Below are 25,962 nucleotides of genomic sequence, written 5' to 3' on the forward strand. Positions count from 1 at the left end.
CCGAAAACGTCGATAATTAGAATTTAATGATAAACAGGGAGAGATATCAGTAAAAGGCATGACGATCAGCGAAAACCACATGATTCTCTGACCACCAGCGCTGGTGGCAGAATAATGCGTTTCGGAGGTTCGTCATTTCCCTGAATGCGACTATAAAGTAGCTCCCCAGCCTTGCGACCTATCTCTTTTGCGGCCACCGACACGGTGGTGAGCGCAGGTTGTACCAGCGCCGCTTCGGTGATGTCATCGAACCCCACCAGCGCAAAATCGCGCCCTGGTTCACGCCCCATTTTACGTAATGCCTGCATAACCCCAAGCGCCACAATATCCTGATAACAAACGGCGGCAGTAATTTCCGGGAACCGCATAAGAAGCGACTCTGCCACTTTTGCGCCGTCAATCTGGCTGGCCTGCGTCGCCACTATCCATTGCGGATTCGGCGATATTCCCTGCTCCAGCAACGTGCTGGTGAATCCACCGATACGCTGTGCCCGGCTCCCGGAACTTGGGCTACCACCGATAAACGCAATATTCTTATGCCCCATTTTGACTAAATGGGTGGTGGCCATTTGCGTACCGAGAAAGTTATCGGTTCCCACAAAATCAAAATCAGGATCGCTAAGAGGTCGAACCACCATGATGGCGGGAATATTGCGCCTTTTCAGCGCCTCGAAGAAGGAGGTCGGTGTTTCGCGCGCCGCGCAGAGCACCATGCCGCAGGCATTATTGCGCATCAACGAGTCGACAAATTTTTGCTGCCTTTCTCCTGACTCTTCACTGTTTGCCAGAAACAGAAGCAGGTCATGCCGCTCCATCTCATGGCTTAGCCCTGCAGTCATCTCACCGTAAAAAGGGTTAGTGATATCGTGTAACAACAATCCGACCTGATTACTGCTCCGGTTACGCAGGTTGGCGGCGGTTTGATTATAAACGTAGCCGGCATCGTCCAGCGCTTTGAGCACCCTGTCACGTGTGGCCTGAGAAATGCGCCCCCGGTTACGCAACACCATTGAAACGGTTGCCGTAGAGACTCCCGCGCGTTCAGCAACCTGCGCCAGCGTGACTGTAGTCATGACCTCTCCTGTTTATTTCGAAGGTTAATCGAATAACCGAAATATTGCCTTTTTACGTGTGATTCACATCACGCTAACGTGCATTTCACCGCACTGGATTCTGATTATGGCGGGTTAATCGCGTTAACCACACTATGAAAATAAGGTTAATCGATTAATCTTAAATAAGCCAACACGGAGACAGAATATGCGTACAACCTATAATAAATTCCCTGAGGTTAACGTTCAGGGCTATGACAACCACGCCTGGCAGGGTTGGTCGTCGATTCATTCAGTGCTTAACACCAGGGTTTCTACCGCCGCCAAAACCGTATTGATCGTGGATTGCTATCCGGGCGTGCGGCTTGACGAGCTGGAGCAACAGCTCGTTACGACATTAGATACCGCACTGGTGCTGAATATTGAATCCGCCCGCCGCGATGAGCAGGCCCTGCATGATTTACTGGCGCGTAACCTTACCGACGATCGCGTATTCGGCGTTCTCTCCTGTCATCACCTGGATGAATTTTTTGATAGCGACAAACTCAGCCAACTCCGCCAACAGATTGATGCCGTTACCTCAGGGCTGGTTGTCGTGTACGGCTCGGGCGCTGCGCTGGCACACCCTGGTGACGTACTGGTTTATGCCGATCTTCCGCGCTGGGAAATTCAACAGCGTATGCGTCATAACGGGCTGGGTAACTGGGGTGCAGAAAACCAGGATGAAGATATTCTTCGTCGTTACAAACGTGCTTTTTTCATTGAATGGCGGGTATTCGACAAACACAAAACGCCGTTACTCAAACGCGCCGATTATTTGCTCGATACCACGGTAGAAAATAGTCCCGCGATGGTCAGCGGCGACGCGTTACGCGCCGGTCTGCAACAAACCACCGAACAACCGTTTCGCGTTGCCCCTTTCTTTGACCCAGGCGTCTGGGGCGGGCAATGGATGAAACAACGCTTCGATCTCGATCCCTCAGCCCCCAATTACGCGTGGTGTTTTGATTGCGTGCCCGAGGAAAACAGCCTGTTACTGCGTTTTGGCAACGTGCGGATCGAGATCCCCTCTCAGGATCTGGTGCTGACCTGTCCCCGCCCCCTGCTGGGTGAAAAAGTTCACGCACGCTTTGGCGCGGAATTCCCGATCCGTTTTGACTTCCTCGACACTATTGGCGGCCAGAATTTGAGCTTTCAGGTTCATCCGCTCACGGAGTACATTCAACAGCAGTTTGGTATGCACTATACCCAGGATGAGAGCTATTACATTCTCGAAGCCGAGCCGGACGCCGTGGTGTATCTCGGGACCAAAACCGGGATCGCACCGCAGGATATGCTCGACGACCTCCGGGCCGCGGGTCGTGGCGAAAAAACCTTTGATGATGAACGATTCGTTAACCAGATCCCTGCACATAAACACGATCACTTCCTGATCCCCGCCGGAACCGTACACTGCTCGGGTGCAGGAACCATGGTGCTGGAGATCAGCGCAACGCCCTATATCTTCACCTTCAAGCTGTGGGATTGGGGCCGCTTAGGGTTAGACGGCTTACCGCGTCCGGTGCATCTGGATCACGGTCAGCAGGTTATTGACTGGCAGCGCGACACGCAATGGGTGCACGACAACCTCGTCAACCGTATTGAACCCCTGGCTGAAGGAGAGGGTTGGCGGGAAGAAAGAACCGGAATGCACGAACGCGAATTTATCGAAACGCGTCGCCATTGGTTTACGGCACCGGTCACTCACCATACCCATGGCGGCGTCAACGTCCTGAACCTGGTCGAAGGTGCGCAGGCCGTTGTTGAAAGCCCGAGCGGCGCGTTTCCCCCGTTTGTCGTCAACTATGCAGAGACCTTTATCATCCCTGCCGCCGTCGGAGAATATCGTATTTCGCCGTTTGGCAAAGGCGTCGGTCAACAGCTCGCCACGATTAAAGCCTGGGTTAGAGGATAAGCGCATGATTAACATAATTGTTGCCACCCATGGTCCCCTGGCGGACGCGCTTCTCGCCAGCGGTCGTATGGTTTATGGAGAATTACCGCATGTTTACCCCGTCACGCTGAGTGAACAGGCAGGTATCGAAGGGTTTAAAGCGACGTTCTCACAGGTTCTCACCAGTGCCGGAAAAGACGCTGACGGCGTACTGGTGCTGTGTGACATGCAAAGCGGTACGCCGTGGAATGTCGCCTGCCATCATGCTTTTTCTTCACAAACGGTTCCTCCCGTTGCCGTCGTAGCGGGGGTCAATTTCCCGATGCTGTTACAAAGCGAGGAGATTTGCCATTTAACGGATGTTCACGCCGCAGCCGTCGAGCTGTTGGCGCTGACGATACCCACGCTGATTAAAGCCGCCCCGGTTTTATCCGTTCAGTCCGACGATTTTTAAAGGAAAACACTATGAGTATTTCTTTTGTACGTATCGATGACCGCGTAATCCATGGGCAGCTCGTGACACGTTGGGCCAAAGAGCTGCCCTGTGATGGGATCGTCGCTATAGACGACGCCGTCGCGGCCGACCCTTTGCTCTCTTCGGTGATGAAAGGCGCCGTACAGGACACCAAAGTTTGGTTGTTTGATACGGCCACCGCGATTGAAAAATTGCCAAAAGTCATTGCCAGCGAGAAACGTTATTTCGTCATTGGCAAATCACCCGTCACGCTCAAACGCATTGAAGAAGCAGGTATCAGCCTGAAAAATGCCAACGGCAAGATTAATGTAGGTCCGATGAGCGCGCGTGCTGATACCACCACCATCGGCCCGAATCAGTCGGTCAACGGGGATGAAATTGCCGCCTTTGACTGGCTGACGCAACATGGGCACCTGGTTGAGTTTCGCCTGGTTCCTGATGCCAGTTGCTACAGCTGGCAGGACGCACGTCAGAAGCTGAAATAAGGAGCGCACGATGATTATCGAAGCTACGTTGATTGGCATACTTTGCTATCTCGGCGCCCTCAGCAGTCCCTGGCTTCTGGGGCTGACCGGCGGCTGGTATCTGATCACCCGCCCGCTGATTTCCGGAATGCTGGTCGGGATTATTCTCGGCGACATTAAAACCGGGATCATGATTGGCGTCGCGGTTCAGGCGGTGTATATCGCGATGGTAACGCCTGGCGGTTCGATGCCGGCCGATCTCAACTTTGTTGCTTACCCCGCAATCGCCCTAGGGATCCTTTCAGGAAAAGGCCCCGAGGTCGCGGTCGCGCTGGCTGCGACCATCGGTATCGCCGGAACCATTTTGTTTAACGCGATGATGGTACTGAACTCCTTCTGGAATCACCGGGCAGATGTGGCGCTGGAACGGGGCGACGAACGCGGTATTTACCTGAACAGCGCCATCTGGCCACAGGTGACAAACTTTGTCCTGCGTTTTGTACCAACTTTTATTGCGGTTTACTTCGGCGCGCAATACATCAGCGGTTTTATGGACAGCTTGCCGAAAATAGTTCTGTCAACGATGAACGTACTGGGCGGCATTTTACCCGCCGTCGGGATCGCGATTTTGCTGAAGCAGATCATCAAAAACTACACCATGCTGATCTACTTCCTCGTCGGTTTTGTCTGCATCGTATTTTTAAAACTCAACATGGTCGCGCTGGTGATCGTCGGTTCGCTGTTGGCGTTGATCCATTACAACTACAAACCGGAACCGCCGCAGGCCGCGAATGCAAAGTCGGTAGCCGATGATGAGGAGGATGAATTCTGATGGAAGAACGTACACTTACGCGTAAAGATCTTCGCCGCTGCTGGCGCGCATGGATGATGCACAACTTGTCATCGATGAGTTTTGAACGTCTGGAATCTTTTGGCTTTTGTCTGAGTATGCTTCCGGTGGCGAAAAAGCTCTATCCCGACGCAGCCCAACGTACTGAAATGCTGCGCCGTCATGCCTCATTCTATAATACGGAGCCCCAGATAGGCGCGATCGTAAACGGTATGGTGCTGGGGCTGGAGGAGAAAAAAGCGAACGGTGAACCGATCGATGGGGAGACCATCAATACCCTGAAGGTTGGCCTGATGGGCCCTATTGCCGGGATCGGCGATTCAATGATCCCTGGCATGCTGATCCCTATCCTGCTCAGCATCGGCATGGCCCTGGCGGCCGGCGGTAACATTCTCGGGCCGCTGTTTTATACCGTTGCCTGGCTGGCCATCATCATTCCCGGCTCGTGGTTCTTGTTCCTGAAAGGCTACAAAATGGGTTCTGGCTCGGTGGAAATGCTGGTGAGCAGCAAGTCTGCCCGTCTGCGTGAAGCGTTATCGCTGCTGGGTGTGTTTGTCATGGGGGGCGTGGCGGCCAGCTACGTTAAGCTTGGCACCGGGCTGGAGTTTATTACCAAAGATGGGGTGAATATCCATGTTCAACAGATGCTGGACGGTATCTTCCCGCAGTTACTGCCGCTGATTGTGGTGCTTGGTACCTGGTATCTGATGGCCAAGCGCGGTGTATCACCAGTGAAAGCGATGATTTTACTGTTGATACTGGCCGCCCTCGGCGTTGCCACGGGCCTGTTTGCGGGATAACACACAGAAAACGGTACAACCGGGGCTATGCCCCGGTTTTTTTATGGATGAAAGTTTTGCCATAGCTCGGGGTGCTTGTCCGGGCGTGAGATAAATTGGAAACGCGCCGGGTCCTCGATGAATTGTTGATAAACAGGTGCGGAGGTAATCGAGAATTCCGTATATTGTCTGGGCGTAACGGCCTGCAGTCGTCCAGGGATGTAACGCGGATTATGCTGCCAGATAACGTTGTTGCCCTGCAGCAGCGGATACCATGCCAGTCCTTTATGCGCACGCACGGCGTCGTACTCAAAACCATATTCACGATCGCACCACGCGCCAAAGGTTAACGGTACATCCGGGTCTGCGGATATAGTCGCATGCCCCCAACCGGGTGGTACCAACACTTTCTCACCGGGTCCGGCAATTACAGCAAAACAGCGGCCTGGGTCGTCCTCAACATATTCCTGCATATAAATGATCGCTTTTCCCTGCCAGATTTCATAAAGCTCCGGCGGAGACCAGCCGCTGTGCTGACTAATACGATGAATATGTCCCTGACTACGCACCGGCTCTTCTCCCAGCCGTCCCGCCGCATAGGTCACCACGCCAAACAACAGCATCCGCTTTTTCAACTCTTCGCGATCCTGCATTCGCGCCACATCCATCGCTATGGCATACACCTCTTGCGGCCCTTCACAGTGCGGATCGCGCAGCGAGGCGCGAATCTGGTCAAGTTGACGAATCTCCGGCATCGGCCCGGTAACCTCATCCCCATAGCTAAAACCAAGCGGATGATGATGGACCGTCATATCCAGGCCGTAAGAATGCGCTAAGTCACCCATTCTGTACCTCCTTCGCCTGAACCGTCTTATTTTCCTCAAAGACCCTTATTCTGAAGCCGCTGGCGAGCGCTGCATAATCATGACCCGCAATCCCTGGCCATACGGCGAGCGCCGACAGAACCTCTTCCCCGGTGTTGATTAATCGATGCGCGGTAAAGCTGGGGATAATGTGGACAGATCCCGCGAATACTTTTTCCAGCCTCGCGTCGCCCTGCTCAGTTTGCAACAGCAGCAAACCGGTGCCACGCAGACCAAAATAGACTTCCCCCTGTTCGCGGCGCGCATGGAAATGCCCGCGGGTCATAAAATACTCACAGCCGACCCGGCCAGGGTAAAGATGGGTAACACCGGTGTAGAGTTCACCTTCAGCGGGAGAGGTATCCAGCATCTCGACGTCATACACGACCTGCTCGCCAGCCAGCTGTTGACGGGCGTGTTCATCGGCAAAAACGTCTGGAAGATCCTCAATACGGGTGGATTTACGCAATAACAGGCCATCAGCTAAAGCGCCGCTTGCCCACGCCACCTGCGGTGGCTGGATAAAAGAAAGGTTCATATGTGTCTCCGGCCCGAGGAGAACAACAGGATCAGATTAGCAGATTAATCGATTAACCTGCTATCGCTATCTGCATATTGCGAGCCGGATCACAGCCTCAAGGTGCCAGCGTCAGTACCTCTGCCACCCACTGCTGGAACCCCTCAACGTCCAGCCCCAGCGCGACCTGGGCATTTGCCGGATGCCCTAAACGTCCTTCAATGTCCACCACCGTCGTACCCGAGGTATATTCCCCCTGGGTTTCAACCGCCACGAAGCACGGCTGCAGGGTAAACAGTTCCGGGCGCACCAGCCAGGCAATAGCGCACAGGTCATGCATTCGTAGCCCCGTATTCATACTGCCGCTACGGTAATGGCTAAACAGCGCGTGCAGCATTTTTCCCGTCTGGTTAAGCTGCGGCAACGTCGCCAGATAGTCAGGCGTGAGCATGGCCTGATTAGTGACATCCAGCCCACACATCACAATCTCCAGCCCGCTCTGGAAGACTTTTGCGGCGGCCTCGGGATCAATAGCAATATTAAACTCGGCGTTTGGCGTGAAGTTCCCGCGCCCGGCAGAACCGCCCATAATCACCAGACGGTGAATGTTGAATATGCATTCAGGATAATGAGTCAGCAGCAGCGCAATGTTGGTCAGGGGGCCAATTGCCACCAGCGTCACAGGCTGCGGGGCATGCATCAACGCATCGCGAATGGCCTGGAAGGCAGGTTTTGCCATCACCTGGCGGTCATGTTCGACAAATTCATACCCTTCCATACCTGATTCACCGTGTACGGAAGCGGCATCTCGTAGCGGTCTCACCAGCGGCATCGATGCCCCCTGCGCCAGTGGAATATCCGCATTCCAGAAGTGCAGCAGTTGCAATGCATTACGGGTGGTTTTTTCCACCGACACATTACCTGCTACCGTGGTCATCAGTTGCAGATCCAGCTCAGGGGCAAACAGCGCGGCGGCAATAGCGGCAGCATCATCAATGCCGGGATCGGTATCAAGAATGATCGGTAAGCGCATGGTTTCTCCATAAAAAAATGCCAGACGTTAAGTCTGGCATCTTCTCATAATCGTAACCGGAAAGACTTACTCTACTTCACGAACATCCACACGCAGCTCTTTCGGTACTTCGAAAACGATGTTTTCTTCACGCCCTGCCAGCGGAATAGCTTCCCCACCGCCAAGCTCCTGCAGGCGAGCAATCACGTTTTGAACCAGGATATCAGGCGCCGAGGCACCGGCCGTCACGCCCACGCACCTGGCTTCTTTCACCCACGCTTCCTGGATATCGGTCGCATCGTCAATCAGATACGCCGCTTTCCCCATTCGTTGGGCCAGTTCAGCAAGACGGTTGGAGTTAGAAGAGTTTTTCGAGCCGACCACCAGCACAACATCCGCCTGCTCTGCCAGCGCACGGACCGCTTCCTGACGGTTGGTCGTGGCATAACAGATATCGTCTTTGCGCGGCCCGACAATTTTCGGGAAACGGCTTCGCAGCGCGTCAATAACGTCAGAGGTGTCATCAACGGAGAGAGTAGTCTGCGTCATGAAGGACAATTTGCCTTCATTTTTTACATTCAGTTTCAGCACATCTTCAGGTGATTCGACCAGATACATTCCCCCCTGCGGGTTACTGTACTGGCCCATCGTGCCTTCAACTTCCGGATGCCCGGCGTGACCAATTAAAATTGACTCTTCACCGCGACGGCTGGCGCGGGCAACTTCCATATGCACTTTCGTTACCAGCGGGCAGGTCGCATCAAAAACCGTGAGGTCGCGGCCTTTGGCTTCGTTACGCACCGCCTGAGACACGCCATGAGCGGAGAAAATCAGGATCGCGCCATCCGGTACTTCGCTGATTTGCTCAATAAAAATAGCGCCGCGCTCGCGCAGGCTATCCACCACATAGCGGTTATGCACCACTTCATGACGGACATAAATCGGTGCGCCGTAAATAGCCAGCGCGTTTTCCACAATGCTGATAGCGCGGTCTACGCCAGCGCAAAAACCGCGCGGGTTGGCCAACAGGATCTGCATTTTACGCCTCCAGTGCCGGTTCGACTTCCAGCACTTCAATATCAAAATGAACGGTATGCCCGGCCAGCGGATGGTTGAAATCAACCGTGATCGAGTCACCATTGATTTCGCGGATCACACCAGGCATCTCACTGCCGTCCATTGCGGTAAAGAGCATGATAGCGCCAATTTCTGGCTCGCCCGCGTCCATAAATTCCCGACGCGAGAAATACTGAATTAAGTCCGGGCTTGACACGCCGAAGGCGGCATCCGGCTCCAGAGCAAAAGTGGTTTTATCACCTTCTTTTAACCCCAGCAGGTGTTGTTCCAGTCCTTCAGACAGAGAACCGTCGCCCAGGCGAAACAGCGCAGGCTTGCCGTTATTGCGGGTTGACTCTGCGGTGGAGCCATCGTCGAGCTTAAGGGTGAAGTGCACCAGCACCGCACTGTTACTCTGTACTGATTTAGACATGCAGGTTGCTCTTTAAAATTGCTGCCGCCTGTTTGCCCGATAGCGCTACGCTTACCGGGCCCACAAGAATCGCAGTATATTGTAAGCCGGATTAGCATAGCGCCATCCGGCATTTTTTTATGCGGCTTTTTTCTCTTTCGACGGTAAGAAGCCTTCGAGGACAATCAATGCCGCACCGATACAGATCGCCGTATCGGCAAGATTGAATGTCGCGAAATGCCAGTCACCGACGTAAAAGTCAATCATATCAACCACGAAGCCGTGCCACAGGCGATCGAACAGGTTGCCCAGCGCACCGCCAATGATTAACGCATACGCGATGTTGTTTAGCTTCTGCGTCGCCTTCGAGCGATACATCATCACCATCAGGATAACGCAGATACCAATGGCGATACCGGCAAAGAACCAACGTTGCCAGCCACTGCTGTCGGCTAAGAAGCTAAACGCCGCACCATAGTTACGCGCGTAGTGCAGATTAAGCGACGGGAACAGCGACACCGTATCCCCCAGAGCAAAGTTCTGGAGGATCAGGTATTTGCTGCCTAAATCGATAATCAGCACGACTACCACCAGCCACAGCCAGCGTAGTCCTGTTGAACATAGAGGCTTACTCATCAGGCAAACTTACGTTGTTCGCCATCACCGGCGATGTTGCTGACACAGCGTCCGCAGATATCTGCATGTTCCGCCACCTGGCCGACATCGGTAGTGTAATGCCAGCAGCGCGGACATTTCTCACCTTCGGCTTTGCTCAGTACGATTTTCAGACCTTTAAGCAGTTCGCTCTGCTGAGCGTCAGCAGGAGCCGCTGCATAATCCGCAACCGTCGCACCGGAGGTCAGCAGAACAAAGCGCAACTCTTCGCCCAGCGCGGTCAGTTTCGCCGCCAGCTCTGGTTCAGCGTACAGAGTAACCGCCGCTTCCAGCGAACCACCGACTTTCTTATCCGCACGCGCCTGCTCGATGACCTTGTTCACTTCGCCGCGCACTTTCAGCAACTCGTCCCAGTAGGCGTCATTCATCGCTTCGGTTTCGCCTAAGCCAAACAGACCTTCGTACCATTCACCGGTAAAGACGTACTTCTCACGATCGCCCGGCAGGTAACCCCAGATTTCATCAGCGGTGAAGGACATGATCGGCGCCATCCAGCGTACCAGTGCTTCTGCAATATGGAACAGCGCAGTCTGGCAACTACGACGCGCCACGCTGTCCGCTTTCGCGGTGTACTGACGGTCTTTGATGATGTCGAGGTAGAACGAACCCATTTCTACGGAGCAGAAGCGCATCAGGCGCTGTACTACTTCGTGGAAGTCATAGGCTTCATAAGCTTTCAGGATCTCTTCCTGCGCAGCTTGCGCACAACCTACCGCCCAGCGATCCAGCACCACCATCTCTTCCGGTTTCACCATATCTTTTACCGGATCGAACCCGTTCAGGTTCGCCAGCAGGAAGCGCGCGGTGTTACGGATACGACGATAGCTGTCGGCAGCACGTTTCAGGATTTCGTCAGAAACGGCCATTTCGCCGGTATAGTCGGTAGAAGCGACCCACAGACGCAGAATATCCGCGCCCAGTTTGTTCATTACGTCCTGCGGGCTTACGGTGTTACCGATAGACTTGGACATTTTACGACCCTGACCATCAACGGTGAAACCGTGGGTCAGTACCTGACGGTATGGCGCTTTGCCCTTCATTGCAGTGGAGATCATCAGAGAAGACATGAACCAGCCGCGGTGCTGGTCAGAACCTTCCAGATACATATCTGCCGCATGGCCTGCAAACTCAGGACGCACGTCCACAACGGATGAGTGGGTTGAACCGGAGTCGAACCACACGTCCAGCGTATCCGGGACTTTGACATACTGGTCAGCTTCATCGCCGAGGATATCTTTCGGATCGAGATCCCACCACGCCTGGATGCCGTCAACTTCAACGCGTTTGGCCACTTCTTCCATCAGTTCGATAGCACGCGGATGCAGCTCTTCGGTGTCTTTGTGAACAAACAGAGACATCGGCACCCCCCACGTACGCTGACGTGAGATACACCAGTCAGGACGGTTGGCAACCATCGATTCAATACGTGCCTGGCCCCAATCCGGGATCCATTGCACGCCTTTGATCTCTTTTAGCGACTGTGCGCGCAGACCTTTCTGATCCATGCTGACGAACCACTGCGGAGTCGCACGGAAGATGATCGGCGATTTGTGGCGCCAGCAGCACGGGTAGCTGTGCTGCATCTTCTCAACGTGCAGCAGAGCGCCTTTATCGCTCAGCAGCGCAACGATTTTGTCGTTGGCTTTAAAGACGTTCACACCGTCCAGATCCGGATAGGTACCCGCCAGATATGCGCCGTCCGGGCCAACCGGGTTAGCGATTTCCAGACCGTATTTCTGGCTAATGACGTAGTCATCCGGACCGTGGCCGCCGGCGGTATGGACCGCACCGGTACCCGCATCCAGCGTAACGTGATCGCCAAGAATAGCCGGCACGTCAAAGCCCATAAACGGATGGGTAAAGCGCAGCAGTTCCAGCTCGGCGCCTTTTACGGTGCCCAGAATAGTGTATTCAGCCGCACCAATACGCTGCATGACGCTTTCAACCAGATCCTTCGCCAGAATCACAGCCTGCCCGTCAATCTGCACCAGCGCATAGTCAAAATCAGGCGCCAGAGAGATTGCGCGGTTCGCCGGTAACGTCCACGGGGTGGTAGTCCAGATAACCAGTGAGATCGGGCCATTGACGTCAGAAACGCTAAATTTCGCTTTTACCGCGTCCTGATCGGCGGCGTGGAACGCAACGTCGATGGACGGGGAGGTTTTGTCATAATACTCAACTTCCGCTTCCGCCAGCGCGGAACGGCAATCAACGCACCAGTGCACCGGCTTCGCACCTTTGTGCAGGTGACCGTTGCCGATGATTTTACCCAGCGCACGAATGATGTTGGCTTCAGTTTTGAAGTCCATGGTCAGGTACGGATGCGACCAGTCGCCCAGCACGCCAAGACGGATAAAGTCTTTACGCTGACCGTCAACCTGCGTCGCTGCGTATTCACGGCATTTGGCGCGGAACTCAGCGGCGGTGAACTTCTCGCCCGGCTTGCCGTATTCCTGCTCTACTTTCAGCTCGATAGGCAGGCCGTGGCAGTCCCAGCCCGGAACGTAAGGCGAGTCGAATCCCGTGAGTCCTTTGGACTTCACGATAATGTCTTTCAGAATCTTGTTAACCGAGTGACCAATATGAATGCTGCCATTCGCATAAGGAGGGCCATCATGCAGAATGAAGGTTTTTTTGCCTTTTTTGGCCGCACGAATGATGCCGTACAGGTCATCATCAGTCCAACGCGCCAGCATTCCCGGTTCACGCTTGGCGAGATCGCCGCGCATCGGGAACCCTGTTTCCGGCAAATTCAGGGTTGATTTATAGTCACTCATCAGATTCTCGGTTCCGTATTTAAAACTCGTATAGGCATTAAGCCGGTTTTGTTAGCCCAAAAAATTCACGGGCAGTCAACTCATCACGCGCAATCTGCGCTTTTAGTTCATCCAGCGAGGCAAATCGCTGTTCGCTGCGTATTTTTTTACGCAGTACTACATCTATATGGCGACCATACAGGTCCATTACAACGTCCAATAGATGCACTTCCAACTGTTGGCGTACGCCTGCTACCGTCGGGCGTGTGCCGATGTTGGCGACGCCGGGGAAAGGTTTGTCACCCAGCCCCATTACTTCAACCGCATAAACCCCTTTCACCGGAGAAACCTGGCGACGAAGCGGTAAGTTTGCCGTCGGAAAACCGATAGTGCGCCCTAACTCGTCACCGTGAACTACGCGTCCTGAGATAGTAAAAGGATGCCCAAGCAGGCTTTCGGCCAGTTGCAGGTTATCTTCCGCCAGCGCCTGACGTACCGCGGTACTGCTGATGCGCACACCGCCTTCACAGAAGGTTTGAGTGCTGGTGATATCAAAACCATACTCAGCGCCCGCTTCCTGTAATAACAAGAAATCGCCCGCACGGCTAGCGCCAAAGCGGAAATCATCACCAACGGCAAGAAATTGTACACCAAGGCGCTTCACCAGCAGATCGCCGATAAAGGTCTGCGCCATTAATGCCGCGAAGCGCCTGTCAAAACGCACGCACAGCACGTAATCAACGCCGCACTCCGCCAGATAACGCAGTTTTTCCCGCAGGCGGGTGAGGCGCGCAGGTGACTTGTCCGTCGCAAACAGCTCCAACGGCTGCGGCTCGAAAATCATCACCATCACCGGTAAATTGCGTTTGCGCCCTTCTTCCCGTAAGCCCTGCAGCAACGCACGATGGCCACGGTGCACGCCGTCGAAATTACCAATAGTCAGCACACACCCATGCGGGGCCTGACTGAGATTATGTATGCCTCGTATCAGCTTCATGTCTGGCTCAAAACAGTGAAAATCGTGAAAGTATACCCTGTACCGCGTTCAACGTTAACCGGCGATTGTTTCTACGAAACAGAAAGAGGATGGTTTTCATCGTTATGAAACAAATTGACGCCCTTCACGGGCACACCAATGCAATTTTTCTCGTGGAAAGGCTGTATTCACGCCCCGCAAGCTGGTAGAATCCTGCGCCATCACTACGCAACGAGTGCTGCAATTTAAACGGCGCTTATTTGCACAAATCCATTGACAAAAGAAGGCTAAAAGGGCATATTCCTCGGCCTTTGAATTGTCCATATAGAACACATTTGGGAGTTGGACCTTGGCTAATATCAAATCAGCTAAGAAGCGCGCCGTTCAGTCTGAAAAGGCCCGCAAGCACAACGCTAGCCGTCGCTCTATGATGCGTACTTTCATCAAGAAAGTATACGCAGCTATCGAAGCTGGCGACAAAGCTACTGCACTGAAAGCATTTAACGAAATGCAACCGATCGTGGACCGTCAGGCTGCTAAAGGTCTGATCCACAAAAACAAAGCTGCACGTCATAAAGCAAACCTGACTGCACAGATCAACAAACTGGCTTAATCGCCTGCTTGTTGTCGCTTTGTGAAAAAACCCGCGTAAGCGGGTTTTTTTATGCCCGTCGTTTGCAGCCGGATTCGACAGCAACCGTCATTCACTAGGCATTGAGCTGATAGTCTCTGTCTGGCCGAAGGTGGATAACCGCCCCAAGAGATATCGAGAGATGCTTGAAAACGGCTGGCCACGGAACAGAATTCCGGTATTTATCCGCGAAGGTGGTCAGTACCGGAATTTATTAAAGCAGTAGAATCCTTCCGGCTGTAGGCAACCACCGCAGCCGGAAGCATTACGACGATCAGGCTGATTGCAGCTTAAATAATGCCGAGTAGTCCGCATTGCAAATACGCTGCACCGCTGGATGCTGGATCATTCTTTCCGCAAATATGGCGTGATACTCCTCCATCACATTCTCTACGCGTCCAATTTCAACAATTGAATCATCGGCATAGAAATTGTGGGAGTAAAGCGTAGGCGCAACAAAAATAGCGTTATGCGTTGCGCCGAACGCTTTCATCAGCGCGGCATCATCAAACTCGCCAAGGATTTCAACGTTCAGCCCTTGTGAGTTAATCCAGTTCAACAGCTTACGCCCGAGCATCGAACGGCGTCCAGGGATCAGCAATCGACGCTCTTCTAGGCAGGCCGGAAATGGTTTCTCAGGCAATGGCTGGGTGCACCAAAAGCTCACGCTGCATTCGCCAATCCGCACTGAGAACAACCCTTCCTGCTGCGTAGAATCGATCGGGCAGTCGGAGATAATCATATCCAGTTTATGCTGGCTGAGCTGATCAAGCAGCATCTCGTGCGTTGATTCAAAACAACGCAGATGGATTTGTTCATCTTCAACGACTGCGGCATTCAGCACGCTGCTGACCAGCTGTTTGGACAACGCATCCGCCACGCCGACATCGAACAGTAAATTCGACTCTTTGCGATAGTTCACGATATCCAGCATTTCCTGGCTTAACGTGAACATCTTATCCGCATAACGAAAAACCAATTCGCCTAATTCGCTGGGCTCCAGTCCACGCCCCTTCCGCTTGAACAACTTTCCCTGTAAGCGTTCCTCAAGCGCTTTAATCTGCCCGGTAATGGTCTGCGGTGTCAGATAAAGCGCCTCTGCTGCACCAACCACCGATCCTTCTTTATATACATGCCAAAAGTAGTACAGGTGGTTGTAGTTTATATGAGACATACACTCTCCCTGAAAATTGTCACGAAAGGGTTATCCCGTCAGGCTGCTGCGTTCAACCGGGTGCGTAACCAGCAGTAACCTATTACCGCCGACAGCAAAGAACCGATCAGGATCCCTAGTTTCGCCCAGTTAATCAGCTCAGGATCGACGGTCCCAAACGCCAGGCTGGCGATGAAAATCGACATCGTAAAGCCAATGCCGCACAGAATACCGACCGCCATAATTTGCTGGAAATTCGTTCCCTCCGGCAATTGCGCCATCCTGAAGCGTAACGCCAGCCAGCAAAAGAGGCTGATACCCAGTGGTTTCCCGATTAACAGGCCAGCAATGATCCCCAGCGGTAACACCGAAGTCAGTCCATCAATGGTGACGCCCTGCAGTGAGACGCCCGCGTTAGCGAAGGCAAACAACGGTAGGATCAGGTATGCCACCCACGGGTGCAGAACATGCTCCAGACGCTTCGCCGGCGAACGCCCGTGTTTTTCCTTCAACGGGATGAAGAAACCGACGATCACGCCCGCCAGAGTTGCATGCACGCCAGACTTCAGTACGGCCGTCCACAGCACTACGCCAACCAGAATATAAATACCGGTACGTCTTACACCGCACAGATTCAATGCTGCCAGGACAAGGATCGCGCACGCGGCAACGCCCAGCGACAGCAGCGAGAGATCGCTGGTGTAGAACAACGCGATGATCACAATAGCGCCGAGGTCATCAATTATCGCCAGCGCCATCAGGAAGATTTTCAACGCCAGTGGGACACGGCTGCCCAACAGCGCCAGCACGCCTAATGCAAAAGCGATATCCGTTGCCGCCGGGATCGCCCAACCCTCACGGGTGATAGGGTCAGCATAGTTGAATGCCAGATACAGCAGCGCCGGGACAATCATGCCCCCGATAGCGGCAATGATCGGAAACGCAGCCTGGCGCAGACTGGCCAGCGAACCTTGCATTAACTCACGCTTCACTTCCAAACCGATCAACAGGAAGAACACCGCCATCAACGCGTCATTGATCCACAGCAGCATATTTTTGTTGATCTCAAGCGCGCCAACCCGCAGTTGAACGGGCGTTTCCAGAAAGGCGTGGTACCATCCACTGGTAACCCCGATATTTGCCATCAGCATAGCAACCACGGCAGCGATGATCAGAATGATGCCCCCCGAGGCGTCACTACTAAAAAAACGATGCAGATGTTTCACTTTTATTCTCTCTATTGGGTGAATACTTCGTAAATACTATCTTACACCTTCAGAAAGCTCGTTAAAATTAGATTATTCATGATGAATAGATCGGTTTTTACGAATAAAAAAGCCCGAACAGATGTCGGGCATAGAGCGCAAAACACTGAGACCTAATCAGGCATACAGTCCCATTTTATAAACGCGGAAACTGGTGATGTCATAGCGATAGCCTACGCCATTCACTTCCTCGTTTTTATAGTAACCAGAGGTCATTGTCGCCTCAAAAAGCACCGACTTGGTTACCGGTTCAATTTCTTGCAGAAGCAAATTCCCCAATGCTTCATTTCCTTCCTGCGGGTCAATAATGTCGCTATCCCCCGGCTGGCAAGAGATAGCTCGGCCATTTTCGTCAAATGTGCAATCGCCGAAATGCACAACGATGTTGCCATTCTGCAACACCTCTTTGGCGCTTACACAACTACTATAACCGCGAGCTCCCAACTCCTTACCGTATTCAAAAGGGCGCATTACCGTCATTGCGTTCAAATCAACGATAAAGTGTACAACCCGGCTGTAATTATCTGGTGGAAGCAGGCTTTTACTATCAACACGAGAGCGATAGTTACCATTGTCGAATACCATAAATTCGACCATTCCTGGTTCGTCATTAGCCACTTCCGTCACATTGTGTTGTCCCCACGACCAAAAATCACGGTTTGCCGCATCCACATCATCCTGATTGCTGAAGTCATAAAGAGGGACACCATCACTGTCGACCGGAGTCAGAAGGTAAGGCTTATACTCCTCGCTCCAATCTTCATGCGTGGACATAATAAACTGCAGCGATTCAGTCTCGAGGCTGATGCCAAAAACAGCGCTCTGATGACGCCCTGAAGCGATCAGCAAACTATTCGTTTCATTAACATAGCTTTGGTTGATATGCAGCCAGTCCTGAGCGGTCGGATCTTCACCAGGTGCCGTCCCCGTTGGTCTCGCTGTACGTGAGGTATCAAGAATAGCGGCCATGTCGTAATAGGCAATTTCCAGCCCGGTAGATAAATCCACAACTGAGACGCCATCTTCATTAGTCTTCAGTGAATCTGGTCTGCCCGAGGTATATTCGGAAGGCGCGACGATGGTATTACTGTCCCATTGCCAAATTGAGTGGTGGAATTGGTTATCCAGAATATAAAAAGTATACAGCCGTCCCATCATGTCGAACTCATACATCTCAAGGTAGGTGTTTTTAGCTTCTGATGTAGCCAAGAAATGACCGTTATCAATGCGCACCAAATTGAATGACGGGAAGTCCTGTGTCACGTACCAACGCACCACACCATCCTGATCCAGAGCATAGTTATAGCGGTCGAAATGCGTAATGAAATAGCAGCCCGGCGCAATCAGGTCGGCGTCAGTCACTGGTTGAGTCACATTGATAACAGGAAACCCTAACTGCACATCTGCAGAATCCGTTGCAGGTAAAGGTTGGGTTGCTATCGTATAAGTGGCGATAACGACTTCATCAACCAAAATAGCCAGTTGGTTATCGACATCTGCCACTAGGCCAAGTACAGGCAGCAGATTCGCCCCCACATTCAACGTAAAATCTTGCACGACTTGTATCGCGCTTTGCGCCAGATCCTGAATTTTCAGCGTTACAGTACGTTCTTCAGCACTCCAAACACCGGCATATGCACTTAAAGGCGCTGTACCATAAGGGTTTAGAACAATGACCGCATTTTCCAACGTATTCTCATCAGTGATCCGAGCCAGACAATCTTGATAAACAGCTGTATGACTGAGAACCATCTCATTATTGCTGTCAATCTCCTGATTAACAGCGGGACGAGGTGTAGGCAACTTAATATCGGGGGAAATAATCTTTTTCATTATGCGTGTCCAATGTATTCATTTCATCGTTCCACAGCGGAACAACAAAATAAATACACTGGGGATGTATCAATCAGGCAATCAAAAAGTATCAATTAATATCAATAAAAACATTCCGTTATCGCATTATATTTTTATTATATTCAAATTTTAAATAATTCAGTACGACCGTAACATTGGCAGGAGACAGGCGGCTAAGCTGAAAGAAAAACGGATGCGTATGCAAAAACTGAATAAATTTAGTGCTGCCCGTTAAGGTAGCGTAGCGTAGCATACTCGTTTTTTTATTTCCTGTGAGGTTACATACGGCTTTAGAGTAACCGCGTGTTGAGAAGGCTCGCCAGACATTATTACGTATTCCGCCACTAAGGAACACTCGATAAGGAAAGTCTTTATCCGGAGGTGAACCCCCCATTTCTCTTACAAATGATATATGACAACGACCTTGCCGCACAGATTGCAGATTAGCCATCATACATCCTCCTAATATAAAACACTCATGATCGATGTCGTGCTGAACATTGAGGGAGTGCTCATCCGTAAGCTCTTTGACCAGCTCAAAATGCCGGTACGCGGGAAGAACCGGTTTTACCAACATCCCGGGATCGTTTTTGTAAAGCGTGGCGGGACCAAAGTCGATATCAAATAGGGTATTTCGCCGCATCGTCATGAGTTCTTTGCGTTGGACAAGATGCGCTAACGTCCCAGGCGGCAGACGTTCCTCGTATTCAGAAATGTACTGATATTCGTTTTCGACAGGCTGCGTGGAATAATTAGTTGTCACAGCGATAACCCTGCCACTGCTCTCTTCCGCCGTAACCAGAGCATACAAACTGTTGTCGCCGCCATTAAATTTAACCCGAAAAGCGCACGTACTCATCGCCAGATCAAACGCAGGAAAAACGAACTCTCGTTCAGCCTCATTTACCTTGCGGGATAATTTTTGTAGCGCACGGTTTAGACCCGTGCTGTCTAATGAAAGTGTCGCTCTAATATCAGACAACGAAGCGCCTTCCTGGATAAGTCTGGCAAGGTTTTCCTGACGGATATCTGCCTTATGTTCTCTTGGGGAAACGAACGTTTTGTGGCACTCAAGGCAGTATAGTCGCGCCTCTCTTTGAGCGGAAAATCCATATTTTTTCAGTGATGAACTACCGCAGCCAGGACAAGCTTTAATCAATCCCTTCCAGGCCTGGTTTGCCGACTGACGGAAGAGATTGAGCGAGTACTCAGAAATGATGGGGAACAAAAATCCACATTCTCTACACAGAATCTCCTTCCCTTGGGTTAAATAATCCGGACTATTTAATATACCCATATTTTTACAAGTAGGTGTTTTACAGGCATCAACATTGATTCGAGAAAACATATTCACTCCCTGCGAATATTACTATCACACAAATATTGTTTTTATCTCTGCTGGCGAAATATTATTTTCATAGAGCGTTTTCATCGCCCCCATCGCTAGTGCAGTATGGGAAAAAAACAACTGATAACCAGCACATAAAAAGTTCTGATTCGATACTCCTGAGACTGAGGGGAGAAATCGGTGTTTAGGACATCCCCCATTGCAAGCAAACCGCCACTGACAGGAGTAACATTCTTGCGCCATGGTACGGCTTTTATCATTGCCGAATTGCCGATTTTGCTCACTATTGTTCATCGCACGCACCGTTGTATGCTGAATATTCCCTAGTTTGTACTGCGGATAGACAAAGTGATCGCAGTTATAAACATCACCATTCATTTCCATTGCGAATGCACTGCCGCACGTTGGAGAAAACACGCACACATGCGGAGGTAATCCGCACCAGGCAGCCAGCGTCTGCTCAAATATCTGTATGCCAATATTACCAATATCCTCACGGATCCAGATATCAAAAATAGCATTGAGAAAATGGCCGAATTCAAGTGAGTCAACGGACCACGGCATCATTTTCGTTTGTTTATCACAGGGTGCAGCCAACTCGGCATCGCTGTTGTCACTACGCCTCTCCACTAATGGAATAAACTGCATATACTGGCTACCAATGCTTTTCAGATATTGGTAAACCTGCAGTGGATGAGACATATTAGTGTGGTTAACCACCGTCAGCGTATTAAACTCAACGCCGTGACGTACCAGGCGTTTAATGGCCTGCTCCACTTTCTCATGTGTCGGTTTACCCGAACGAGTAACACGCCATTCATCATGTAGCGCGGCGTCACCGTCAACAGAAATCCCCACCAGAAAATCATTCTTCTTGAAAAACTCAGCCCATTCTTCGTCGATCAAAACGCCATTAGTCTGAAAGGTATTTACTATGGTTCTCCCCTCAGCGTAACGCTGCTGAAGTTCAATCGCCCGCTGGTAAAACGCGCGCCCCATCAGAGTCGGTTCTCCACCTTGCCATGCAAAAATGACGTCATCCACATCCTGTGCGGCAATGTGTTGCTTGATGAATAATTCAAGCATTTCATCTGACATTTTGAAATTTGCTTTTCTGTCTGGATAGAGCTTCTCTTTTTCCAGGTAAAAACAGTATTTGCAGTCCAGATTGCATACTGATCCTGTCGGCTTAACCATTACCTGACAACTTTTCCTTTGCATCACGGAGGTCCATAAATAAAAGAACCCGGCTCAGCATAAAAATACTGAGCCAGGCGGGCATAGCCCTAAGTGGCATACTCTATTTTTTTGTTGTTATCCGATTAACCCCAGGTTACTGGCGTCGGTTTTTCACCTCGGGCTTTCATTAAGGAATCGTTATCAATATCCTTTTTGTACTTCAGGAACTTACCGTACAGTTGTTTTTCGATATCAGGCTGCTTGCCAATCTGATTAAGGGTTTCAAAACGATCTTTTTTCAGGTTGTAGAGGTATTTAGGTTTATTTTCGCGATTGATGATCATTTTCCAGTCACCATCGCGAATAGCCCACTCATCCGTTGGATCATCCTGGAATGGCATATCAATACCAAAAATGAGTGGCTTCTGACGCGCTAATGTTTTCTGTTCCAGTAATGGCACCAGAGACTGCCCATCGTAGGTACGATCTGTTGGCAGTTTAAAATCCATCATATTTGCCAGCGTCGGCATCCAGTCGAGACCATAAACCGGCGTATCCGTTACCATCCCCTGCGGAATATGTTTACCATACTTGATGATTGCCGGAACACGGATGCCGCCTTCCCACAAATTGTCTTTACGACCGCGAAGCCCATCCGTTTCGCCCGCCAGGTTCAGTTCATACACTTTACGAGCCTCGCGTGTGACCGGTCCGTTATCGCTGGTAAAAATGACAATGGTGTTATCTTCTTCACCCATTGCCTTAATCTTATCCATTACTTTACCGACCTGCGCATCCATATAGCTGATATTGGCGTAATATTCTCCCGTGCCGCGCCACGGTTTATCAGCCCAATCTCCGTAGAACAGATCCGGATGCTGTTTCTGGTAGTCGCTCATGTTTTGTGAATACATATCGAGATACTTTTTCGGCGATGCCAGTGGGCTATGAACTTCTGTGAAGGCGACGTATAAGAAAAACGGCTTATCATCTTTCTTATTATCCAACCAGTTCACAACTTCAGAGCTTACTAATTCTCCACTGAAGGTCTCTGCTCTACCAATCGGCTTGCCATTACGCACAAAACCGGTTGGATGTACCATGCCATGACGCGGGCGCTCTGTTGCGGTATCTAAAGTTGAGTCCGTTACGAACCCGGCAGCATTCACCAGGGTGTAATCGAATCCCATATCGTTCGCTTGCGGCTGATCGGTGCGATCTCCTCCGGCATTCAGGTGTAATTTGCCCATTATCGCCGTGTCGTAGCCCTGCTCTTTCAGCAGATTGGCAATCGTCAATTCATTGCGTCCTAATGCGACGTCTTTCCCTTCAGGGATCCATGAGCGTATCCCGGTACGAAACGGCATACGCCCCGTTAATAAACCAGCACGAGAAGGAGAACACAGCGGCGCAGGTGCATAGTAGTCGGTAAATTTCACCCCTTCCTGCGCCAGCTTGTCGATATTAGGGGTTTTGACGATTTGATGGCCATAAGTCGCGAGATCGCCATAGCCTAAATCGTCAGCAAGAATGATGACTAAGTTAGGACGTTTATCCGTAGCAGCCTGCGCGGTTGACGATACGCTTCCGGCACATAAGGCCAGTCCGATCATACTGGCAACAACAGTTCTTTTCATTTCAACTCCTTTGAATTATCACATCACCAATTACGCAATAAACTTGCCAAAAGGCTTAATATTTTCGGTTGATTTCTGGCACTCACTATTACATCAGCATGCAATAAAGAGTGATTGAAAAAAAATAAAGAAACAAATACATTCGCAGACGCTATATTAATAATTAAAGTATCATTTTCATTTATATAAACTTACCAGAAAATTCTATTAAAAAACTGCACAATAACAAGTGACGAAGATCCCAAACACCTCCCTCACCCTCTCTATATCTCGTTAATGTCAGCATATGTTGTTTTCTCGGCACTAAGTTGCTAATAGCGAATAAGTCATACAAAAAGAATATCAAAAGCATCGATAAAAAATATTCGCGTTACTCCGGTAACACGCCTTATATTCAAAAAAACATAAAGTTAGCATAAAAAAAACAACACCTCCCGACACTTTCTCAAATTAATATTCGAACACTGGTATTTTTGCGACACCTATCACTCACAAACAAAACATCAACCAATAGACTTCCTTTTTTTCAAAAGCATTACACTTTATTATTTTCTTTACCTCACGGAGCTGAGCATGAACAAAAAATACATTAATAGTCTACTTGGTGCATGCCTTATCTTAGCCTGTTTTAATGGTCATTCAGCTGAACTAAAACGCGTATATGGGAAAATTAGTCTCGGGTATGGTGACTGGAATAAAGGTTTCGTAAACGTCGATCGTGGTGAAGTGTGGAAAGCGGTGGCTGATTTTGGCGCCGTTTTCGACAGAGGTGAATTTGCTTCATTTTACGAAATGAACGTTCTCAACCATCCAGTCGAAGGACGGAACCACGTTACTCAGTTTCTCGGACATTATCGTCCGATAGAAGGTTCTGATTTTACGTTGATGACCAAACTCTATATGTCGATGGAGAACACGTTTGGTGATGAATTGAATATGATGTATGGGGTCGGCTACCTTGGTCTGGTAGAAAAATCATGGTTCATTAAACCCTATGTGGCTATACACAATTTATCCAACGACTATACGTCAAAAAAATACGGTCAGGCTACTGGCCTTAACGGATATGTACTTGGTTGGGTTGCGGCATATAATTTTGAAATGTTTAACGAAAAATTTGCTGTTTCCAACTGGAATGAAATTGAAATGGATCGTAATGATGCCTATGCAGAGCAACAAGGTGGACATACTGGTCTGAATGGCGCAGTGACTTTCACATGGAAATTTATACCTAGCTGGACTGCATCGGTATCCTATCGTTACTTTAATAATAAATTAGGTTATAAAGATTATGGTGACCGTATGAATTATATGATTGGCTTCGAGTTCTGATTACTATCAAAATAAATAAAAAAGAAATAACCCAGTTTGAAACTCTGCATCCGATATATCAGATGCGGTGAGGTGTAATTGTCAATATATCGAATAAATGGAATATGAATATGAATGTGAAGAATAAATTCTCGCTGTCCCTCTTGTCTTTATGTATTGGTTTATCATCTGCTATAACCTTTACTGCAGATGCCAGAGACATTACCATTTACTACACAAATGATTTGCATGCTCACGTTACACCAGGGATTATTCCTTCTGTGTCGAAGACACGTGAGGTAGGAGGATTTGCTCCTATCTCTAAAATAGTTAAGGATGCCAAAGAAAAAGATAAAGATGTTTTTTTCTTTGATGCAGGTGACTATTTTACTGGCCCTTATATCAGCACCTTAACCAAAGGTGAAGCCATTATCGATATTTTGAATACCATGCCCTATGATGCCGTTTCGGTAGGAAATCATGAGTTTGACCATGGACATGAAAATCTAGTCACACAACTGAGTAAACTTAAATTTCCGGTACTGCTCAACAACGTGTTTTACAGCAATAGTGATAAACCATTAATTAAAACACCTTATACCATCGTCGAAAAAAATGGTTTGAAAATTGGTGTTATTGGGATGCACGGCGTTTCGGCATTTTATGAAGCAATTGCCGCAGGCGTCCGTGAAGGTGTTGACTGCCAGGATCCCGTACCGTATGTGAAGAAACAACTGGAAGAATTGAAAGGGAAAGTTGACCTGACAGTACTGCTCGCGCATGAAGGTGTACCGGGTCGTCAATCCAGCGGTGGTGATGAAGACGTTGCCCGTGCGCTGAAAGCTGACGTTGAAATGGCTAAAACGCTTGAAGGCTACGGGTTGAACGTACTGATCACCGGCCATGCCCATAAAGGTACTCCAGAACCCATTAAAGTCGGCGATACGTTGGTGGTTTCAACTAATGCCTACACGATTGAGTTAGGCAAGTTAGTCCTCGACTGGAACCCTGAAACCAAAAAAGTGGATAGCTACAATGGTAAGCTAATCACGATGTACGCAGATACCTATAAGCCTGATCCGCAAACACAGGCAAAAATCGATGAGTGGAACAATAAAGTTAAGAAAATTACCGACAGAGTCGTCGCCTACTCACCTGAGATTTTGACCCGTTCTTATGGTGAATCTGCTACTACAGGTAATTTAATTACTGATGCTTTGATGTATAAGGTACCTTACGCCGATGCCTCATTCTATAATGCTGGCGGTATTCGTTCCGAATTACCCAAAGGCAACATTACATATGGTGATGTATTGAGCATGTATCCATTCACTAATGATGTAATGAGTGTGGAGATCAGCGGTAAAGATCTCAGGTCAATTATGTCTCATGCCGCAGATTTGAAAAATGGGACGCTACACGCGTCAAAAACGGTACAGTTTAAATACGACAGCACAAAACCGTTGGGGCAGCGTATTGTTTCGTTTAATATTAAAGGAAAACCGGTAGAAGACAGTCAATTTTATACTATTGCTCTGGATTCTTTTATCGGGAAAGGCGGTGGTGGATTTAGTTTCACCAATAGTAAAAATGTTAAATACATTAAGGGATTACAAACCGCTCAGGCAATAATCGATTACATGGAGCATGTGAAGAACATTGTTCCTGATCACACAATGCGTGTTGACGATATTAGCAAATGATTTTTTAGTAAGATCATTTAATACATAATGCGGCCACAATCATGGCCGCATTCATTTTTAC

At 50.0% G+C, this 25,962-nt stretch carries 23 protein-coding genes and 1 pseudogene; 8 read left to right on the plus strand and 16 right to left on the minus strand.

All coding sequences use genetic code 11. The features are described from left to right. Nucleotides 1–65: 65 nt before the first annotated feature. Nucleotides 66–1,073, minus strand: coding sequence for a LacI family DNA-binding transcriptional regulator (locus tag HV243_RS20930; protein WP_016151647.1), 1,008 nt, complete (start codon nt 1,071–1,073; stop codon nt 66–68). Between the two features lie 187 nt (nt 1,074–1,260). Here HV243_RS20930 and HV243_RS20935 point away from each other — a divergent pair, with 187 nt between their 5' ends. The 5 genes from HV243_RS20935 to HV243_RS20955 are packed head-to-tail and all read left to right on the plus strand — an operon-like array spanning nt 1,261 to nt 5,574. Further along, nucleotides 1,261–3,006, plus strand: a complete 1,746-nt coding sequence (locus tag HV243_RS20935) for a class I mannose-6-phosphate isomerase (RefSeq protein WP_047417256.1) — start codon at nt 1,261–1,263, stop codon at nt 3,004–3,006. 4 nt (nt 3,007–3,010) lie between these two features. Further along, the gene (locus HV243_RS20940; protein ID WP_053388871.1) at nt 3,011–3,439 is read left to right on the plus strand and encodes a PTS fructose transporter subunit IIA; all 429 of its coding nucleotides are present in this window, start codon (nt 3,011–3,013) and stop codon (nt 3,437–3,439) included. An 11-nt stretch (nt 3,440–3,450) separates the two neighbouring features. After that, on the plus strand, nt 3,451–3,945 hold the full coding sequence (locus tag HV243_RS20945) for a PTS sugar transporter subunit IIB (RefSeq protein ID WP_003837349.1): 495 nt from the start codon (nt 3,451–3,453) through the stop codon (nt 3,943–3,945). A 10-nt stretch (nt 3,946–3,955) separates the two neighbouring features. After that, nucleotides 3,956–4,756, plus strand: a complete 801-nt coding sequence (locus tag HV243_RS20950) for a PTS sugar transporter subunit IIC (protein WP_046276031.1) — start codon at nt 3,956–3,958, stop codon at nt 4,754–4,756. Continuing rightward, entirely contained in the window at nt 4,756–5,574 is an 819-nt protein-coding gene (locus HV243_RS20955; RefSeq protein WP_016151643.1) for a PTS system mannose/fructose/sorbose family transporter subunit IID, read from the plus strand. Before HV243_RS20950 ends, HV243_RS20955 begins: the two co-directional genes overlap by 1 nt. Before the next feature lie 41 nt (nt 5,575–5,615). On the opposite strand, the gene HV243_RS20960 is transcribed toward HV243_RS20955, so the two are convergent. The 9 genes and pseudogenes from HV243_RS20960 to HV243_RS25615 all read right to left on the minus strand — a co-directional run bounded on the left by HV243_RS20960 (nt 5,616) and on the right by HV243_RS25615 (nt 14,064). Further along, a complete protein-coding gene (locus HV243_RS20960; RefSeq protein WP_047414458.1) occupies nt 5,616–6,398 on the minus strand; it encodes a glucose-6-phosphate isomerase family protein in 783 nt (260 codons plus the stop codon). Further along, nucleotides 6,391–6,954: a glucose-6-phosphate isomerase family protein gene (locus tag HV243_RS20965; protein WP_181603872.1), complete on the minus strand. Its 564-nt coding sequence runs from the start codon at nt 6,952–6,954 to the stop codon at nt 6,391–6,393. The genes HV243_RS20960 and HV243_RS20965 overlap by 8 nt, the downstream gene beginning before the upstream one ends. Nucleotides 6,955–7,051: 97 nt before the next feature. Then, entirely contained in the window at nt 7,052–7,966 is a 915-nt protein-coding gene (gene rihC, locus HV243_RS20970) for a ribonucleoside hydrolase RihC (RefSeq protein WP_016155659.1), read from the minus strand. Nucleotides 7,967–8,032: 66 nt separating this feature from the next. Continuing rightward, a complete protein-coding gene (ispH, locus tag HV243_RS20975) occupies nt 8,033–8,983 on the minus strand; it encodes a 4-hydroxy-3-methylbut-2-enyl diphosphate reductase (RefSeq protein ID WP_016155658.1) in 951 nt (316 codons plus the stop codon). Nucleotide 8,984: 1 nt separating this feature from the next. Beyond that, nucleotides 8,985–9,434: an FKBP-type peptidyl-prolyl cis-trans isomerase gene (gene fkpB, locus HV243_RS20980; RefSeq protein ID WP_003018929.1), complete on the minus strand. Its 450-nt coding sequence runs from the start codon at nt 9,432–9,434 to the stop codon at nt 8,985–8,987. Nucleotides 9,435–9,551: 117 nt separating this feature from the next. After that, nucleotides 9,552–10,049, minus strand: coding sequence for a signal peptidase II (gene lspA / locus HV243_RS20985; protein WP_053388870.1), 498 nt, complete (start codon nt 10,047–10,049; stop codon nt 9,552–9,554). Beyond that, nucleotides 10,049–12,865, minus strand: coding sequence for an isoleucine--tRNA ligase (gene ileS / locus HV243_RS20990; RefSeq protein WP_047358353.1), 2,817 nt, complete (start codon nt 12,863–12,865; stop codon nt 10,049–10,051). Before ileS ends, lspA begins: the two co-directional genes overlap by 1 nt. A gap of 37 nt (nt 12,866–12,902) precedes the next feature. Further along, a complete protein-coding gene (ribF, locus tag HV243_RS20995; RefSeq protein ID WP_053388869.1) occupies nt 12,903–13,841 on the minus strand; it encodes a bifunctional riboflavin kinase/FAD synthetase in 939 nt (312 codons plus the stop codon). Between the two features lie 7 nt (nt 13,842–13,848). Beyond that, nucleotides 13,849–14,064, minus strand: a pseudogene (locus HV243_RS25615) (DUF2575 domain-containing protein). 105 nt (nt 14,065–14,169) lie between these two features. On the opposite strand from HV243_RS25615, the gene rpsT reads away from it, so the two are divergent. Continuing rightward, nucleotides 14,170–14,433: a 30S ribosomal protein S20 gene (gene rpsT / locus HV243_RS21000; RefSeq protein ID WP_003018940.1), complete on the plus strand. Its 264-nt coding sequence runs from the start codon at nt 14,170–14,172 to the stop codon at nt 14,431–14,433. Between the two features lie 292 nt (nt 14,434–14,725). On the opposite strand, the gene nhaR is transcribed toward rpsT, so the two are convergent. From nhaR to HV243_RS21030, 6 genes are all read right to left on the minus strand, one after another. Further along, nucleotides 14,726–15,625, minus strand: a complete 900-nt coding sequence (gene nhaR / locus HV243_RS21005) for a transcriptional activator NhaR (RefSeq protein WP_016151636.1) — start codon at nt 15,623–15,625, stop codon at nt 14,726–14,728. Nucleotides 15,626–15,663: 38 nt separating this feature from the next. After that, complete coding sequence (gene nhaA, locus HV243_RS21010) at nt 15,664–16,830, minus strand: Na+/H+ antiporter NhaA (protein WP_016151635.1); 1,167 nt, start codon at nt 16,828–16,830, stop codon at nt 15,664–15,666. A gap of 156 nt (nt 16,831–16,986) precedes the next feature. Further along, nucleotides 16,987–18,702 (minus strand): aryl-sulfate sulfotransferase, encoded by a 1,716-nt coding sequence (locus tag HV243_RS21015; RefSeq protein ID WP_046274470.1) that lies wholly within the window; start codon nt 18,700–18,702, stop codon nt 16,987–16,989. 118 nt (nt 18,703–18,820) lie between these two features. Beyond that, nucleotides 18,821–20,071: an IS1 family transposase gene (locus HV243_RS21020; RefSeq protein WP_181603873.1), complete on the minus strand. Its 1,251-nt coding sequence runs from the start codon at nt 20,069–20,071 to the stop codon at nt 18,821–18,823. A gap of 24 nt (nt 20,072–20,095) precedes the next feature. Next, nucleotides 20,096–21,295: an anaerobic sulfatase maturase gene (locus tag HV243_RS21025; protein WP_100250040.1), complete on the minus strand. Its 1,200-nt coding sequence runs from the start codon at nt 21,293–21,295 to the stop codon at nt 20,096–20,098. Nucleotides 21,296–21,393: 98 nt separating this feature from the next. Beyond that, the gene (locus HV243_RS21030) at nt 21,394–22,887 is read right to left on the minus strand and encodes a sulfatase-like hydrolase/transferase (protein WP_080859392.1); all 1,494 of its coding nucleotides are present in this window, start codon (nt 22,885–22,887) and stop codon (nt 21,394–21,396) included. A gap of 573 nt (nt 22,888–23,460) precedes the next feature. On the opposite strand from HV243_RS21030, the gene HV243_RS21035 reads away from it, so the two are divergent. Together HV243_RS21035 and HV243_RS21040 are read left to right on the plus strand one after the other, a co-directional pair. Then, nucleotides 23,461–24,219, plus strand: a complete 759-nt coding sequence (locus HV243_RS21035; RefSeq protein ID WP_047414475.1) for an outer membrane protein OmpK — start codon at nt 23,461–23,463, stop codon at nt 24,217–24,219. Nucleotides 24,220–24,329: 110 nt separating this feature from the next. Continuing rightward, nucleotides 24,330–25,901 (plus strand): bifunctional UDP-sugar hydrolase/5'-nucleotidase, encoded by a 1,572-nt coding sequence (locus HV243_RS21040; RefSeq protein WP_103928890.1) that lies wholly within the window; start codon nt 24,330–24,332, stop codon nt 25,899–25,901. Nucleotides 25,902–25,962 lie beyond the last annotated feature (61 nt).

It is taken from the genome of Citrobacter sp. RHBSTW-00599 (assembly GCF_013784065.1).
Classification (GTDB): Bacteria; Pseudomonadota; Gammaproteobacteria; order Enterobacterales; family Enterobacteriaceae; genus Citrobacter; species Citrobacter braakii.